Origin of the sequence: Caballeronia novacaledonica, assembly GCF_900258035.1 — a bacterium.
Taxonomy (GTDB): Bacteria; Pseudomonadota; Gammaproteobacteria; order Burkholderiales; family Burkholderiaceae; genus Caballeronia; species Caballeronia novacaledonica.
The window spans coordinates 1-14,258 of sequence record NZ_OGTP01000036.1 but is presented as its reverse complement, the minus strand read 5'-3'; the positions used below and the strand labels follow the sequence as shown (position 1 = coordinate 14,258).

Genomic DNA, 14,258 nt, shown 5'->3' with positions numbered 1-14,258 from the left:
CGGGGTTCAGGGCTGCGTGCGCGGCGGCGTGCCGGACGCGGCGCCCGGCGGCGAACGCGGCAACGGCGGCGGCAACGCGCCGACGGGCTGCGGCGGCGCGGGCGGCTGGGGCGGCGGCTCGGAGGATTGCACCGGCGCGGACGTCGGCAGCAGGCGCGCGTTCGCGTTGCCCGTCACGACATCGCGCTCGGTCGTGATGCGGCTTTCCGTGCCCGAATCGAATTGCACGACGTTGCCTGCGGGCATCGCCTGATTGCGCACGATGCGCGGCGTCAGCAGGAGCACGAGTTCGGTTTCGCGGGCGTCGTTGGTGCGGTCGCCGAACACGCGATCGAGCAGCGGGATGCGGCTCAGTCCCGGCAGTCCACTCGAAGCGGCGCGCTCGTTGCGCTGCAGAAGCCCGGCGAGCATCTGCGTTTCGTTGTTGCGCACGCTCATCACGGTGTCCGCCGTGCGCGTGCCGATCTGATACGCGACGAGTCCCGTGGAAGTCGTGATCGTATCGGTGACGTTCGACACTTCCATGTGCAGCTTCACCTGCACTTCGTCGTTGTTGACGATCACCGGCGCGACTTCCAGCGACAGCCCGACGTCCTGATAGTTGACGCTCTCCGAACTGAAGTTGCTCGACAGCGTGGTCGTGACCACCGGCAGCCGGTCGCCTATCAGCACCTTCGCCTTCTCGCGATTCCTCACGCGGATGCTCGGGTTCGCCAGCGTGCGCGTCTTGCCCTGCGACTGCAGGAAGTCGATGCCCACCGGCCCGATCCGCACGAGCACGTCGCTGCTGTTGAGGTTGTGCAATTGTTCGAGCGTGACGGTGTTCGGCGGCAGTCTGGTCTGGTCCGCCGCCGTGCCGGACTGCAGTCCGAAGAAGATGCTGTCCGGATACTGAATGCCCAGATGCAGCAGATCGGACGACGATACTTCGAGAATCTGCGCGTCGATGACGACTTCGGCGGGCGTCACGTCCAGCGCGCGGATGATGCGCTCCGCGACCCTGAGCGTTTCCGGCGCGTCGCGCATGATGATGGCGTTGGTGCGCTCGTCGAGCACGGCATCGCGCGTCTTGACCATCTGCTTGAGCACGCCGAGCACCTGCGCCGCCGACGAGTTCGTGAGATAGAACGTGCGCACGACGAGATCGCGATACTCCGTTTCCTTGTCCGGCCGCTTCGGATAAATGAGGATGGCGTTGTCGCCGACGACCTTGCTCGCAAGCTGATTCGCCTGAAGCACCATCGTCAGCACTTGTTTGACGGGCGTGTTGCTGGCGTAGATGGTGGTCGGCGCGCTCGACTGCACGTCGTGGTCGAAGGTGAAGTTCAGCCCCGTGATGTTCGACATCAGTTCGAAAATGCTGATGAGCGGCTGGTCGCGAAACTGCACGGTGATCGGCTGATCCATGTCCTTGTTGAGCTTCGGCGCGAGATCGGCGGCTTTCGGCGTGAGCAGTTCGTCGCGCAGACGCGCGGCGCGGGCGTTTTCCGGCTGCTTCGCGAGCGTGTCGCTGGCGATGGCGAGCGCCGCCTGCGGCTGCTCCGTCCGGATCGACTCGGCGTAGCGCAGCGACCCGTCGATGGCCGCCTGCCGGTCGATCCACTCGATCAGCTCGCGCGGCTGGTCGTCGCCCGGCGCGGCGGCCTGCGCGCGACGCGCCCACGCCAGCGCCTGCGCCGAATCGCCCGCGCGATACGCGACCGTCGCGCGTTGCAGATACTCGACCGACAGGCGGCGTCGCAAACTCAGGTACCAGTTCTTGATTTCGAGATCGTCGGGATACGCCGCGCTCTGCTGCGCGAGCAGATCGAGTTGTGCGTCGGGCGGCATGCCGGCGAGCCGGTTCTGTAGATCCTGGCGATGCAACTCGCCCGCGCACGAGGTCAGAAGCGGCAGCAGCAGCCACACGGCCACGTCTTTCAGCCGGATCATTTGATTTCTCCGAGTGACAGCGTTTGCTGGCGTTTGAGCGGCAGATACGTGAAGCGAACTTGCTTGCGATCGATTGCGTCGATCCGGTAGGCGTTGAGGATCGTGTCGCCACGGCGCAGAAAGCCCTTTTTCTGGCAGTCCGCGCAGAGCGGGAATTCGCGTCCGGTGCCGGCCAGCACGATGTAGAGCACGCCGCGCGAATCCAGCCACAGCGAGCGCACGGTGAATGGCAGCGGCGGCGGTTCGGGCGGCGGAGGCGGCTTGACCGAACCGGGCGGCGGCGGTGGCGGCGGAGGCGGTTGCCAGTTCTGGCTCGGAAACAGATCGACGGGCGCGTTCGCCGCCACGGCGACGTTCTCGGGCGCGTGGGTATCCGGCGCGCTGGCGGAGGACGCGGGCGTCGCCGCATCGGGTGTCGATGGTGGCGCGGGCGGCGCGGCTTCGTCCCGCTCGCCCCGAAAGTACACGAACACGATCAGCCCGAGCGTCAGCGCGAGAAGCAGCAGAAGCGGCTTCGAGACCTTTAGCGCGCGGGCGTCGGGCGCTTTCATTTCGATGCTTCCACGACAAACGCGCATTGCAGCCGCACTTCGAGATCCGTCGCGCCGATGTTCGGCCGCGAGATCGTGACGCGCTCCCAGCGGATGCCGGGCAAGGTCCGCATTTCGAAGACGAAACTGCGCAGCGGAAGATAGCGGCTCGTAAAAGTCGCCTCCACGATATATCGGCGCAGCGGCGAATCCTTGTCCTGCGCGGCGAGCTGATACGTGACCTGCGGAATCGTCAGCCCGTTCTTCGCGGCGATGGCGTGCAGGCTGTGCAGGAACACGAAGTATCGTTGTTCGGCGCTGACGGGCGCGATGGCTTCGTCGGGCGACGACGGCGGCGGCTGCGTGAGCTTCGCGGCGCGTGCGTCGAGATCGGCTTTGCGCGCGGCGATGTCACGGCGCAGCGGCACGATTTCGGCCAGCGCGATCATCGCCGCGCCGCCGAGAAGCAGCAGGGCGACGAGTCCGAACGTCCCGAGACGCCATTGCAGGCGGCGCAGTTCCCACAGCCAGCGGTTCATCGGCGGCCTCCGGATGCGTGGCCCATGGACGGCGGCGGTGCGACAGAAGACGCGGCGGAAGGCGCGGCGGAAGGCGCGGCAGAAGGCGTCGAAGAAGGCGCGGAAGCGGGCGCCGCGGAAGAAGGCGCCGAAGAAGGCGCGGAAGAGGGCGCGACAGCGGCCGCGGAAGAAGCCGCGGAAGCCCGCGCGAAAGAACCGCCGAACGTCTTCCACGTCACCTGCAACGACGTCTCCACCGACGGCGCCGGCGGCCCCGGCTTCTCCGTCTGCCGCTTGAGCGCCACGCTTTCGGTCTGCGGCTGCGCCTGAAACCAGTCGGCGTAAGAGATCGCTTCCTGCACCGAACGCGTCTCGAACTGCATGTTGATCTGGCGCGAAGCCGTCACGATGTCGATCGTGAGGAACGCGATATTCGGATGCCATCCCGCTTCGATCAGATCGCGCGCCGGCTCGGCCGCGTAGCGCTGCTGCGCCATGAGCGCGGCGCTGCGCGCGTCGTTGCCGCTGCGGTGCGCATTGCCGATACGCGCGAACTGGGCTTCTTTTTTCGCGATCGCGGATTCGCGTTCGTCGAGCGCTTCGCCCTGAGCGTGGAGCGCGTCGCGGTACTGCATCGCCGCGATCACGGCGGCGACGCCCACGATCAACGCGATGAGTCCGGCCGCCGCGCCCGGACGATTCGCGCGATGCAGATCGATGCGCGGCGCTTTCATGACGCGTCGTCCCACCGCGAGGGCAGCCATTCGATGCCGGCGGCCTGCGCGGACCAGCGCGCGCCGTCGCCCGGCCCGATCACGTAGCGGCGCTCGGGCAGCACGTCGGCGCAGAGCGTGAAGGCGTCGCGCAGCACGTCGTCGAGCGTGCCCGCGACCGGCAGCGCGATGAAGCCCGTCCACCCGCCGCCGCGCCGCAGTCCGATCTGTGCGATCGCCGCGCCGTCGTCCGTCGCATCAAGCGTGACGATGGCGATGGAACCGTCGCGAATCCGCGCGGCGTGCCGTTGCAGCGCGAACGTGTAACCCGGCTCGATGCCGCTCAGCATCAGCCTGCGCGTCTTGCACAGCTTTTCGATGCCCGCGCACAGCGCCTCGGGCATCGCGGCGGCGAGGCGTGCGCATCGCCAGCCGCCGTCGGTCACGGCGAAGCGCGATGGCTCGCCGCCCGCGCCGGTCTGCATCGCCTGGACGCGCGCGGCCGCAAGCCAGTCCTGCGGCCTGGCGAGCGGCTGCCACGGCAGCACGTGATAGCGGGCGAACGGCGCGCCCGCCACTACGCGGAGCGTATGCAAGCCGGGACCGGACGGCTTCGGCGCGAGCGTTTCGATGGCTTTCAGCGCCGCCGCGACGTCGCCGGGCGCGAAGGCATCGGCGGTGCGAGCCGTGCCGGGCGTGCCCGCGCGGCCGCCTTCGAGCAGGATCGTCGTGCGGCTCATCATCCCGGAAGCCGCGCCCGTTGCCGCCGCCGCCTTCGCCCGCAAGGACTCGATGTGACCGGAGAAACGCGACATCGTGCGCCTCCGCCTAGTTTTCGACGATCGTGACGCGATTGACTTCGGCGAGCGTCGTGCGTCCGTCGGCCACCGCGCGCAACGCAATCTGCCGGATCGGCACGAAGCCGCTGTCGTACGCGAGCTGCTTCAGTTCCACGATCGGACGCCGCTCGACGAAGCACTGCTTGATCGCGTCGTTCAGACGCAGCACCTCCGCGATCGGCTGACGCCCGAGATAACCCGTGCGCCGGCACAGCTCGCAGCCCGCGCCGCGCCGGAAGCGCCAGTTCGCGACGTGTTCGCGCGTGAGCGCCGAGGCGCGCAGCGTGGCGTCGTCGGGGGGGGCGTCGTCGCGGACGCAGTGCGGGCAGTTCTTGCGCATCAGCCGTTGCGCGACCGCGCCGAGCAGGGCGTCGACGAAACTGTGCATGTCGACGCCCATGTGCAGAAAACGGTCGAGCACCGAGAACACGTTGTTCGCGTGCACCGATGTCAGCACGAGGTGGCCGGTGAGCGCCGCCTGCACGGCGATGTTCGCCGTCTCGCCATCGCGGATTTCGCCGACGAGAATCTTGTCCGGATCGTGACGCAGGATCGAGCGCAGCCCGCGCGCGAAGGTCAGCCCTTTCTTGTCGTTGATCGGAATTTGCAGCACGCCCGCCAGTTCGTATTCGACCGGATCCTCGATGGTGATGATCTTCTCGTCGCCCGTGTTGATTTCGGTGAGCGTGGCGTAGAGCGTGGTCGATTTGCCGGAGCCGGTCGGCCCCGTCACGAGCAGCAGACCGTAGGGTTCGTGCGCGATGGAGCGGATCGCAGCGACGATTTCCGGCTCGTGGCCGATCGAATCCAGCCGCAGCGCGCTGCTGCTCGCCTCGCCGCGCTGCTTGTCGAGCACGCGCAGCACCGCGTCCTCGCCGTGGATCGACGGCATGATCGACACGCGGAAGTCGATTTCGCGCTGACTGATGATCGCCTTGAAGCGCCCGTCCTGCGGAATGCGCCGCTCGCCGATGTCGAGGTCCGCCATCACCTTCAGGCGCGAGAGCACCTGTTCCGCCGTGTCGATGCCGTGCGCGGCCGCGGTTTCCTGCAACACGCCGTCGATGCGGTACTTGATGACGAGTCCCGTCGCCGTGCTCTCGATGTGAATGTCCGATGCGCGCGCCTTGAGCGCGTCGTACAGCGACGAATTGACGAGCCGGATCACCGGATGCACGTCGGCGGCGAGCGTCGCCAGCGTGATTTCGACACCCGCATCCGCGACGGCGGCCGAACTGCCTTCGACGCTGATCTGCGTGAGCGCCTGATGCGCCGACTCGTGCAGCGCGAGAAACGCCATCAGTTCGGACGGCACGCAAAAGCCGAACGCGAACGGCTTCCTGACGCGGTTCATCGCCCAGGCGCGCAGCAGCGGATCGAAGGGATCGGCGAGCAGCAGCCAGAGCTTCGCGTCGGCGCGTTCGGAGTCGGCGGCGAGCAGGCATTTGCGCGACATGGCGTCGCCGAAAGAGAGCAGGTCGAAGCGCGGTGCGAGCGTTTCGAGCGCGGCGGCGTCGAAGCCTCGCAGATGAAGCATGCGCGCGACCATCGCCAGATAGTCGGGGGAATCGTGCCCGGCGTCGTCCCAGACTTGTTGCTGACGCGGGCGTGCCGGTGCGCCGACGGCCTCGTTCATGATGTCACCCCACGGCGCCGGCCAGTTGGAAGATCGGCATGTACAGCAGAAAGATGATCGTCCCGACGATGCCGCCGACCGCGAGCATCAGCACCGGTTCGACGACCCGCATCAGCGTGTCGATGGCGCGGTCGAGTTCCTCGTCGCAGAATTCGGCGGAGCGCGTCACCATGCCGGCGAGTTCGCCGCTTTGTTCGCCGACGCGGATCAGCCGCTCGGCGACGGGCGTCGTCAGGTTCGCGGCGGGCAGCGCGCCGGATAGCGGCTTGCCCGCGCGAATCTCGTCGAGCGCCTGCAATAGCGCGCCTTGCAGATGCGCGGGCAAGACCTGCGCGGCCAGTTCGAGCGATGTCACCATCGACATGCCGCCCGCGAGCAGCAGCCCGAGCGTGCGATAGAAGCGCGTGAGCCCGAAAAGACGCTGATAGTCCGCGAGTTTCGGCAAGCTGAAGAACGCCGACATCAGCCGGTTGCGGACCTTGGCGCTGCGCAGCGACAGGCCCGCGCCGGCGACCGCCGCGAAGAGCGCCGCCAGCAGCACGCCGCCGTGCGCTTCGACGAGATTGCCCCACGCGAGCATCATGCGCACGGTGACGGGCATGTCCTTCATCGTCGCGAAGACCTGGCTGAATTTCGGGATCACGTAAAACGCCATGAAGAGAATGATCATCGCGCCCGTGCCGATGACGATCGACGGATACACCATCGACGACACGACTTTCTTGCGCACCGTCGAGAGCCGCGCGTCGTAGTGGTGATAGCGCTTGAGCGCTTCGGCCAGATGCCCGGTCTGTTCCGCCGATGCGACCGTCGCCACGTACAGCGGCGGAAAATGTTCCGGCTGACGTTCGAGCGCGCGCGAGAGCGGCTCGCCTTCATACAGCGCCGCGACGATGCCTTGCAGCACGGTCCTGTTCAAGCCTTCCTTGCTCTTGTCGCGCAGCGTTTCGACCGTTTCGACGAGACTCAGGCCGGCTTCGAGCAACGCGATCAGTTCCTGCGTGAAGAGCGCGCGTTCGAACACCGGCTTGCGCAACGAGAAGCCGCGCTTCTTTGCGCCGAGCGGCGTCGCATCGACGAGCGACAGGCCCATCTCCGCGAGCCGCATGCGCAACTGCGCTTCGTCGTCGGCGTCGAATTCGAGATCCTGCGGGCCGTTTTCGGAATCCACCCGGGCGCGATATCGCATGATGATCGGCGCGCCCGTCATTTGCCGACGATGTCCGCGTCCTCGCCCGAGCCGCCGGGCTTGCCGTCGGCGCCGTAGGTCATCAGGTCGAAGTCCTTGCCGCCTTCGCCCGGCGAGCGATAGATATACGGCTTGCCCCACGGATCGTTCGGAATCGCGCTGCTCATGTACGGGCCTTCCCAGCCGGTCGTATTGCCGACGTTGGTCATCAGCGCGGCGAGGCCGGCGTCCGTGCTCGGAAAGTGTCCGGTGTCGAGCCGATAGCGGTCGAGCGCGCTTTCGATGCCCTTCATCTGCGAGGCGGCCGTCTTGCTGCGCGCCTTGCCCACTTCGCCGAACAGCTTCGGCCCGACATAACCCGCCAGCAGCGCGATGATGAGCAGCACGACGAGCAGCTCCAGCAAGGTGAAGCCGCGCCGCCGCCGGCCCATCTCGCGATGCGCGAGCCGCGCGCGCAACGCCGCCGCCGTCGGGCATGCGGCGTTCAGTGAGATTCCGTGCATGGCTGCTCCCGGCAAATGTCGATACGTCGCCATGCGCGCGGTCGCCGCGTCACGTCATGCGATCGCGCGCCTTTCGTTTGCGAATCACTTGAGTCCGTCGCTCATGATTTTCAGAAGCTCCGCGTTCGGTGCGTCGCCGTCGAGTTCCCAGGCGAACGCGCCGCGCAGGCTTTGCGCCTTGATGTAGTCCATCTTCAGCCGCACGGCGGTCGGCGAGTCGTAGGACCACCAGTTGTTGCCGTCGAACTTGTAGGACGTCTTCGCGACCGGGTGCTCGTACAGCGTTCCCGCCGCGTTCTTCAGGATGCGGTAGTCCTGAATGCCTTCCTCGTATTTGCCGGGCGCGGGCTTCGTCGCCTTCTGATAGAGACCGTTGCCGCCCGGTCCCGCGCTCACGCCCGACCAGCCGCGTCCGTAGAACGGAATGCCCACGACGATCTTGGTCGCCGGCACGCCCGCGTTGAGCAGCGCCTTCACCGCGCCGTCGACGTTGTAGGCCGGTCCGTACTGCCCGGCCTTGTAGTTCGGACTGTCGGGATTGCCGTAGAGCGGCGCCTGGAAGTCCGTCGGGCCGGTGGCTTCCCAGCCGCCGTGGAAGTCGTAGGACATGACGTTGATCCAGTCGAGCGACTTGCTGTACTCGGCCGGCTCGGTCATCGCAATCTTGTCGCCGCCCGCGCCGATGGCCACGGTGAGGTAATAGTGCTTGCCGTTCTGCGAGCCGATTGCATCGAGTTGCTTGCGGAATTCGGCGAGCAGCAGCGTGTAGTTTTTCTTGTCGTTCGGATCGACGATGTTGTACGGCTGACCGCCTCCGCCGGGAAATTCCCAGTCGATGTCGATGCCGTCGAACACGTTGGCTCCGATGCCTTCGCCGCCCGCGTTCGAGCCCGAGTCGAACGGCAGATTGCCCTTGATGTACAAGTCGATGCACGACGCGACGAGTTGCTTGCGCATCGCATCCGTCGTGGCGGCCTTGCCGAACCATTTCGACCATGTCCATCCGCCGAGCGAGATCATGATCTTCACGTTCGGGTACTTGGCCTTCAACTGTTTCAACTGGTTGAAGTTGCCCTTGAGCGGGCCCGCCTTGCCGCCGCCGTAGCGCGGATCGTTTTGCGGGAAGTCCCAGGCATCGGCCTTGCCGGTGACGGATTCGTTCGCCTCGAAGCCTTTTTGATAGTCGGCGTATCCGTCGCCGCCGGTGCCGGCATCCGGCGCGCTCGGATTCGACGCGCCCGGCTCCGCCTTGTTGATGACCCCGCACTCGTAGCCGCCGTTCTTCGGATAAAGGTTGCCGAACGCGTAATTGATGAAGGTGAGCAGCTTGGCCGAGCCGGTCGTGTCGACGTCCTTGATCTTGTAATTGCGATCGTAGATGCCCCATTGCGCGAAATAGCCGCCGATTTCTCGGCCGCCGACGGGGGCGGGGCTTGGTGTTGGGGCCGGTGTTGGCGTTGGGGCTGGCGTTGGTGTTGGCGTGGGAACCGGCGTCGGCGTTGGAACCGGTGCTGGTGGCGGAGTTGGAACTGGCGTGGGCGTGGGCGCTGGCGTGGGTGTCGGTGCCGGCGTCGGTGTCGGTGTCGGCGCAGGCGCTGGCGTCGGACCGCCCGAGCATGCGCCGATGTCTTGCCACACGCCGTATTGCCCTGATTGCGTCGGATTCTCGCCTTGCGTCCACCACTTGTTTTGATAGTTGCGCCCGTTGTAGGTCACGCGGCTGCCCGCGTTGGCATAAACCTGCGACGCAGCCCATGCCGAGAAACATGCAGTCGGTGAAGGCGATGGCGTTGGCGTTGGTGTAGGCGACGGCGTTGGCGAAGGCGCAGGCGCAGGCGTTGGCGTTCCGCCCGATGCTCCGAGATCCTTCCACAACGTCGGCGTGGAAGAGGGCGTCCATCCCGCGCCGGGATAAGCCGTGTGTGTCTGCAGCGCCTGATAGGTGTGGCCGTTGTAGGTGACGGTCGCGCCTGCCGGATAGGTCGCGCCTTCCTGCCAGTCGGCAGCCGATGCCGATGTCGAATAGACAACGAGCGCAGCCAGAGCCAGCGATAAAAATTTGGATTGCTTATCAAGGCGATTCATGAGAACGGCCTCCGCCATTTCGTTGTTTGAACTAGCCGTGACGACCTTTGACGTGACAGGCGGATCGCCAGCGCGAGCTTATGCGGATTAGTGATAGTTCAACGACCCACGCCAAACAAGTTCCAAAATAAGAACAGGTATCCTGAGAATGTGAATCGTCGATTTGATGCGCCGCGAATTACGCATCCGTTTTTGATTCAATCTTCGGAAAGAGAGGCGCTTTGGCGAAAGTCGAACGCTTCGTTTCCAACTTCGAAGCATCCGGTTCGATGTCTACGTGAAACGCGGGCGCAACGCGCATCGAACCTGAGAAACGCAATCGTGAAACGCGAGAACACCGGCTATCGAAGCGACATCGTTCGACAATGCGTGCATATCGCGCAAAAAAAAGACCCGCATTGCGCGGGTCGTTCCGATGCATCGAAGATAACGCTCAGGCGAGCGATTCGCGCGCCGCCTTCGCCGCCGCGCGCACCTGATCCGGCGCGGTGCCGCCCGGATGATTGCGGCTCGCAACCGAGCCTTCGAGCGTCAGATATTCGAACACGTCCTCGCCAAGCAGATGCGCGACATTCGGCAATTCGCGGCGCATCTCTTCGAGCGACAAGTCCGCGATATCGCATTCCCGATCCACGCAAACGCGCACCGCATGGGCCACGGCTTCGTGCGCGTCGCGGAAGGGCAGGCCGCGCTTCACGAGGTAATCCGCGAGATCGGTGGCGGTCGAGAAGCCTTGCAGCGCCGCCGCGCGCATCGCTTGCGGCTTGACCGTGATGCCCGCCGCCATTTCCGCGAAGATGCGCAGCGTGTCCGCGACCGTATCGACGGTATCGAACAACGGCTCCTTGTCTTCCTGATTGTCCTTGTTGTACGCGAGCGGCTGGCCCTTCATCAGCGTGAGCAGCGCCATGAGATGACCGTTCACGCGGCCCGTCTTGCCGCGCGCGAGCTCGGGCACGTCGGGGTTCTTCTTCTGCGGCATGATCGACGAACCGGTGCAGAAACGGTCCGCCAGATCGATGAAGCCGACGCGCGGGCTCATCCACAAGACGAGTTCTTCGGAGAAGCGCGACACGTGCGTCATGACGAGCGCGGCCGCCGCCGTGAATTCGATCGCGAAATCGCGGTCGGACACGGCATCGAGCGAATTCGCGCAGATGCCGTCGAAGCCGAGCGTCTTCGCGACCGCGTGACGATCGATCGGATAGCTCGTGCCGGCCAGCGCCGCCGCGCCCAGCGGCAGACGGTTGACGCGGCGGCGCAGATCGCGCATGCGCTCGGCGTCGCGCGTGAACATTTCGACGTAGGCCAGAAGGTGATGGCCGAACGTCACCGGCTGCGCCACCTGCAGATGCGTGAAGCCCGGCATGATGGTGTCGGCGTTTTTCTCGGCCATGTCGATGAGCGCGAGACGCAGATCCTTCAGCAAGCCGCCGATGCGGTCGATCTCGCCGCGCAGCCACAGGCGGATGTCGGTGGCGACCTGATCGTTGCGCGAGCGGCCGGTGTGCAGGCGCTTGCCCGCATCGCCGATCAAAGCCGTCAGCCGCGCTTCGATGTTCAGGTGCACGTCTTCCAGATCCAGCTTCCACTCGAACTCGCCGCGCTCGATTTCGCCCTTGATCTGCGCCATGCCGCGCTCGATGGCCGCGAGGTCGTCGGCGCCGATGATCTTCTGCGCCGCGAGCATCGACGCGTGCGCGAGCGAGCCCTGAATGTCGACGAGCGCGAGCCGATTGTCGAAGAACACCGACGACGTATAGCGCTTGACGAGCTCCGACATCGGCTCGGAGAAGCGAGCCGACCAGGCTTCGCCTTTTTTGTGGAGTTGGGACGTCATGGTGATTGTCTCAGCGGAGGGTTGGGCTTCAATTCGGCTTCGGAAAGACGAAAATTTTAACATTCGGCACTATTCGGACCCGACGAGGATCACGAGCTTCAAATCCTCCCGATGCGCCGGCTTGAACGTGATCTGATTGAACACGACGCGCCCGCGCGACGGATGATCGAACGCGCGCTCGCCGCCCTCGCGCTCGAACACGTCCTGCGACGCCCAGAAGCGCGCGAAGGCGGCGCTCGCGGCGCTCAGATCGTCGATGAGCGCGCGGGTCGGCGCATCGTTCAGATGGCGGATCGAATCGGCGCGGAACTCGGCGGCGAGGCGTCGCGCGCGCGTTTCCCAATCGACGATCAACGCGCGCGCCGCCGGCGACGTGAACGTGTAGGTCAGCAGATTGCGGTCATGATCGCCGTCCAGCCAGCCGACGAACAACGCCGACGCATGCGGGTTCCAGCGCAACGCGTTCCACTGGCGGTCGAGCACGTAGGCGGGCGCTTCGATCAAACCGACTGTTTGCAAGAGCGCGGCGGGCGCGTCGAGCGACGCCGGATCGGGCTCGGCGGGATCGCGCTGGGCGGCGAGCTCGAACAGATACGCGCGTTCGGCGCGCGACAACTGCAACGCGACGGCGATGCGCGCGAGCGCATCGGCGGAAGCCGACACGGGACGCCCTTGCTCGATCCACGTGTACCAGGTCGGGCTCACGCCGCACAGTTGCGCGACTTCTTCGCGTCGCAGGCCGGGCGTGCGGCGGCGCGGGCCGGCCGCGAGACCGACGGCCTGCGGCGACAGCCGTTCGCGATGCGCGCGGATGAACTCGCCGAGCGCGTGCGCGGGCGTTTCGGCGAGGGGTTCGTTTTTGTCGGCGTGATTCATCGGGACTTCGGGAGGCGCGGCATCGGCTGGTGGTTTCGATACCAGAATATCTGCACAACTTGTACTGGTACAAGACGGGCTCTATTGTAACGGGCAGACCTTCCCCACATCGAACCGGAGACCGCGATGAAACACCACGACCAGGTCGCAGACGCATTCGGCAGCACTGCCGCCGCCTATCTCACGAGCGCCGTCCACGCGAGCGGCGCCGACTTGCGCAATCTTTCCGAGACGTTCGCCGCCACGTGCGGCAACGCGACGGTGCTCGACATGGGCTGCGGCGCCGGGCACGCGAGCTTTGCGGTTGCGCCGCATGTGAAAGAGGTGATGGCGTACGACATCGCCCCGCAGATGCTCGCGACCGTCGAGGCCGCCGCGAAGGAGCGTGGTCTCTCGACCATCCGCACGCGGCAGGGCGCGGCTGAAACGCTGCCGTTCGCCGATGCTTCGTTCGACTGGGCCGTGAGCCGCATGAGCGCGCATCATTGGCGCGACGTGCCGGCCGCGCTCGCGGAAGCGCATCGCGTGCTGAAACCGGGCGGCAGGCTCAAGTTCATCGATATCGCGGGCATCGACGATCCGCTTTACGACACGCATATTCAGGCGATCGAACTTTTGCGCGATGCGTCGCATATCCGCGACTATCGCGCCGATGAATGGATCGCGATGCTCGACGCCGCCGGCTTCGACGCGCAGGTGACGGAGCGCTGGCGCATTCCGCTGGAATTCGAGTCGTGGGTGACGCGCATGCGCACGCCGGCCGAGCGCGTGACGGCGATCCGATCGATGTGGACGAGCGCACCCGATGAAGTGCGCCAGTACTTTGGGGTTAAGGAGGATTGCTCGTTCGAGCTGGACGCGGTGATGATCGAGGGGAAGCGGAGAGGGTGAAGGCTTTTGGACTTCGCCGGATCGCGGTTTGTTATTGGTCTATTGGCGTTGCCCCTTGTGCGGGGCGGCAGGTTTTTTTGCTGCTGCTGAAGGAAGGTACATCGGGCTTTTTCGCCGGATCCCGTTTTGGTTTTGGTTTATTAGTGTTGCCCCTGTGCGGGGCGGCAGTCACTTTCTTTGCTGCTGCAAAGAAAGTAACCAAAGAAAGCAGCTTTTTCAGGCCCGCTGTCACACGCAACTTGGCCAATTTTCTCCTCCAATATGGCACTCGCCTAAAGAGTGCCCTCACAACAATCACCGGGTTTGGCTCGCGCACGGTCTGACTAGCTAGTAATCATCGCGTGCTGGTTCAGCACGAAAGAGCTTCGGCACAGCGCTGCGCGCTGCCGTTGGGTCTGCGAGGGAAACCGACGAGCAAGAAGCGCACGCAGCCCCCGATTGGCCCATCGGCCGCGAAGCGGGCTGGAGCTATTTCGTGCTGAACCCGTTCGCTATGTGGTGCGATGTGGCAGACCGTGCGCGAGCCAAGTCCGATTGGGCCTTTGAGGGCGACACTTAGGCGAGTGCCACCGGGGGCTGGCAAGCATGGCCAACGTGCGTGTGACCGCGGGCGGTGAGAAGCTGCTTTCTTTGGTTACTTTCTTTGCAGCAGCAAAGAAAGTGACTGCCGCCCCGCACAGGGGCAACGCTAATAGACCGACGCGAA

At 65.5% G+C, this 14,258-nt stretch carries 13 protein-coding genes; 2 read left to right on the top strand and 11 right to left on the bottom strand.

What is annotated here, in order from left to right:
- Positions 1 to 6: 6 nt before the first annotated feature.
- The 11 genes from NOV72_RS30000 to NOV72_RS29945 all read right to left on the bottom strand — a co-directional run bounded on the left by NOV72_RS30000 (position 7) and on the right by NOV72_RS29945 (position 12,661).
- Positions 7 to 1,932 carry a secretin N-terminal domain-containing protein gene (locus NOV72_RS30000; RefSeq protein ID WP_106858149.1) on the bottom strand — a complete coding sequence of 642 codons (1,926 nt, stop codon included), beginning with the start codon at positions 1,930 to 1,932 and terminating at the stop codon, positions 7 to 9.
- A complete protein-coding gene (locus NOV72_RS32110) occupies positions 1,929 to 2,483 on the bottom strand; it encodes a hypothetical protein (RefSeq protein WP_146150065.1) in 555 nt (184 codons plus the stop codon). The genes NOV72_RS30000 and NOV72_RS32110 overlap by 4 nt, the downstream gene beginning before the upstream one ends.
- The gene (locus NOV72_RS29985; protein WP_106858146.1) at positions 2,480 to 3,001 is read right to left on the bottom strand and encodes a hypothetical protein; all 522 of its coding nucleotides are present in this window, start codon (positions 2,999 to 3,001) and stop codon (positions 2,480 to 2,482) included. The genes NOV72_RS32110 and NOV72_RS29985 overlap by 4 nt, the downstream gene beginning before the upstream one ends.
- A complete protein-coding gene (locus tag NOV72_RS32490) occupies positions 2,998 to 3,714 on the bottom strand; it encodes a hypothetical protein (protein WP_106858145.1) in 717 nt (238 codons plus the stop codon). The genes NOV72_RS29985 and NOV72_RS32490 overlap by 4 nt, the downstream gene beginning before the upstream one ends.
- Positions 3,711 to 4,508 carry a hypothetical protein gene (locus NOV72_RS29975; protein WP_106858144.1) on the bottom strand — a complete coding sequence of 266 codons (798 nt, stop codon included), beginning with the start codon at positions 4,506 to 4,508 and terminating at the stop codon, positions 3,711 to 3,713. Before NOV72_RS29975 ends, NOV72_RS32490 begins: the two co-directional genes overlap by 4 nt.
- A 13-nt stretch (positions 4,509 to 4,521) precedes the next feature.
- Complete coding sequence (locus NOV72_RS29970; RefSeq protein ID WP_106858143.1) at positions 4,522 to 6,168, bottom strand: GspE/PulE family protein; 1,647 nt, start codon at positions 6,166 to 6,168, stop codon at positions 4,522 to 4,524.
- A 4-nt stretch (positions 6,169 to 6,172) separates the two neighbouring features.
- Positions 6,173 to 7,339 (bottom strand): type II secretion system F family protein, encoded by a 1,167-nt coding sequence (locus tag NOV72_RS29965; RefSeq protein WP_245933214.1) that lies wholly within the window; start codon positions 7,337 to 7,339, stop codon positions 6,173 to 6,175.
- Between the two features lie 35 nt (positions 7,340 to 7,374).
- The gene (gspG, locus tag NOV72_RS29960; protein ID WP_106858172.1) at positions 7,375 to 7,788 is read right to left on the bottom strand and encodes a type II secretion system major pseudopilin GspG; all 414 of its coding nucleotides are present in this window, start codon (positions 7,786 to 7,788) and stop codon (positions 7,375 to 7,377) included.
- Between the two features lie 156 nt (positions 7,789 to 7,944).
- Entirely contained in the window at positions 7,945 to 9,945 is a 2,001-nt protein-coding gene (locus NOV72_RS29955; protein WP_181291193.1) for a glycosyl hydrolase family 18 protein, read from the bottom strand.
- A gap of 433 nt (positions 9,946 to 10,378) precedes the next feature.
- Positions 10,379 to 11,785, bottom strand: a complete 1,407-nt coding sequence (gene argH, locus NOV72_RS29950) for an argininosuccinate lyase (RefSeq protein WP_106858141.1) — start codon at positions 11,783 to 11,785, stop codon at positions 10,379 to 10,381.
- Positions 11,786 to 11,854: 69 nt separating this feature from the next.
- Positions 11,855 to 12,661, bottom strand: a complete 807-nt coding sequence (locus NOV72_RS29945) for a helix-turn-helix transcriptional regulator (protein ID WP_106858140.1) — start codon at positions 12,659 to 12,661, stop codon at positions 11,855 to 11,857.
- Positions 12,662 to 12,787: 126 nt separating this feature from the next.
- On the opposite strand from NOV72_RS29945, the gene NOV72_RS29940 reads away from it, so the two are divergent.
- Positions 12,788 to 13,552: a class I SAM-dependent methyltransferase gene (locus NOV72_RS29940; protein ID WP_106858139.1), complete on the top strand. Its 765-nt coding sequence runs from the start codon at positions 12,788 to 12,790 to the stop codon at positions 13,550 to 13,552.
- On the top strand, positions 13,549 to 13,875 hold the full coding sequence (locus NOV72_RS29935) for a hypothetical protein (protein ID WP_106858138.1): 327 nt from the start codon (positions 13,549 to 13,551) through the stop codon (positions 13,873 to 13,875). The genes NOV72_RS29940 and NOV72_RS29935 overlap by 4 nt, the downstream gene beginning before the upstream one ends.
- Positions 13,876 to 14,258: the final 383 nt, after the last annotated feature.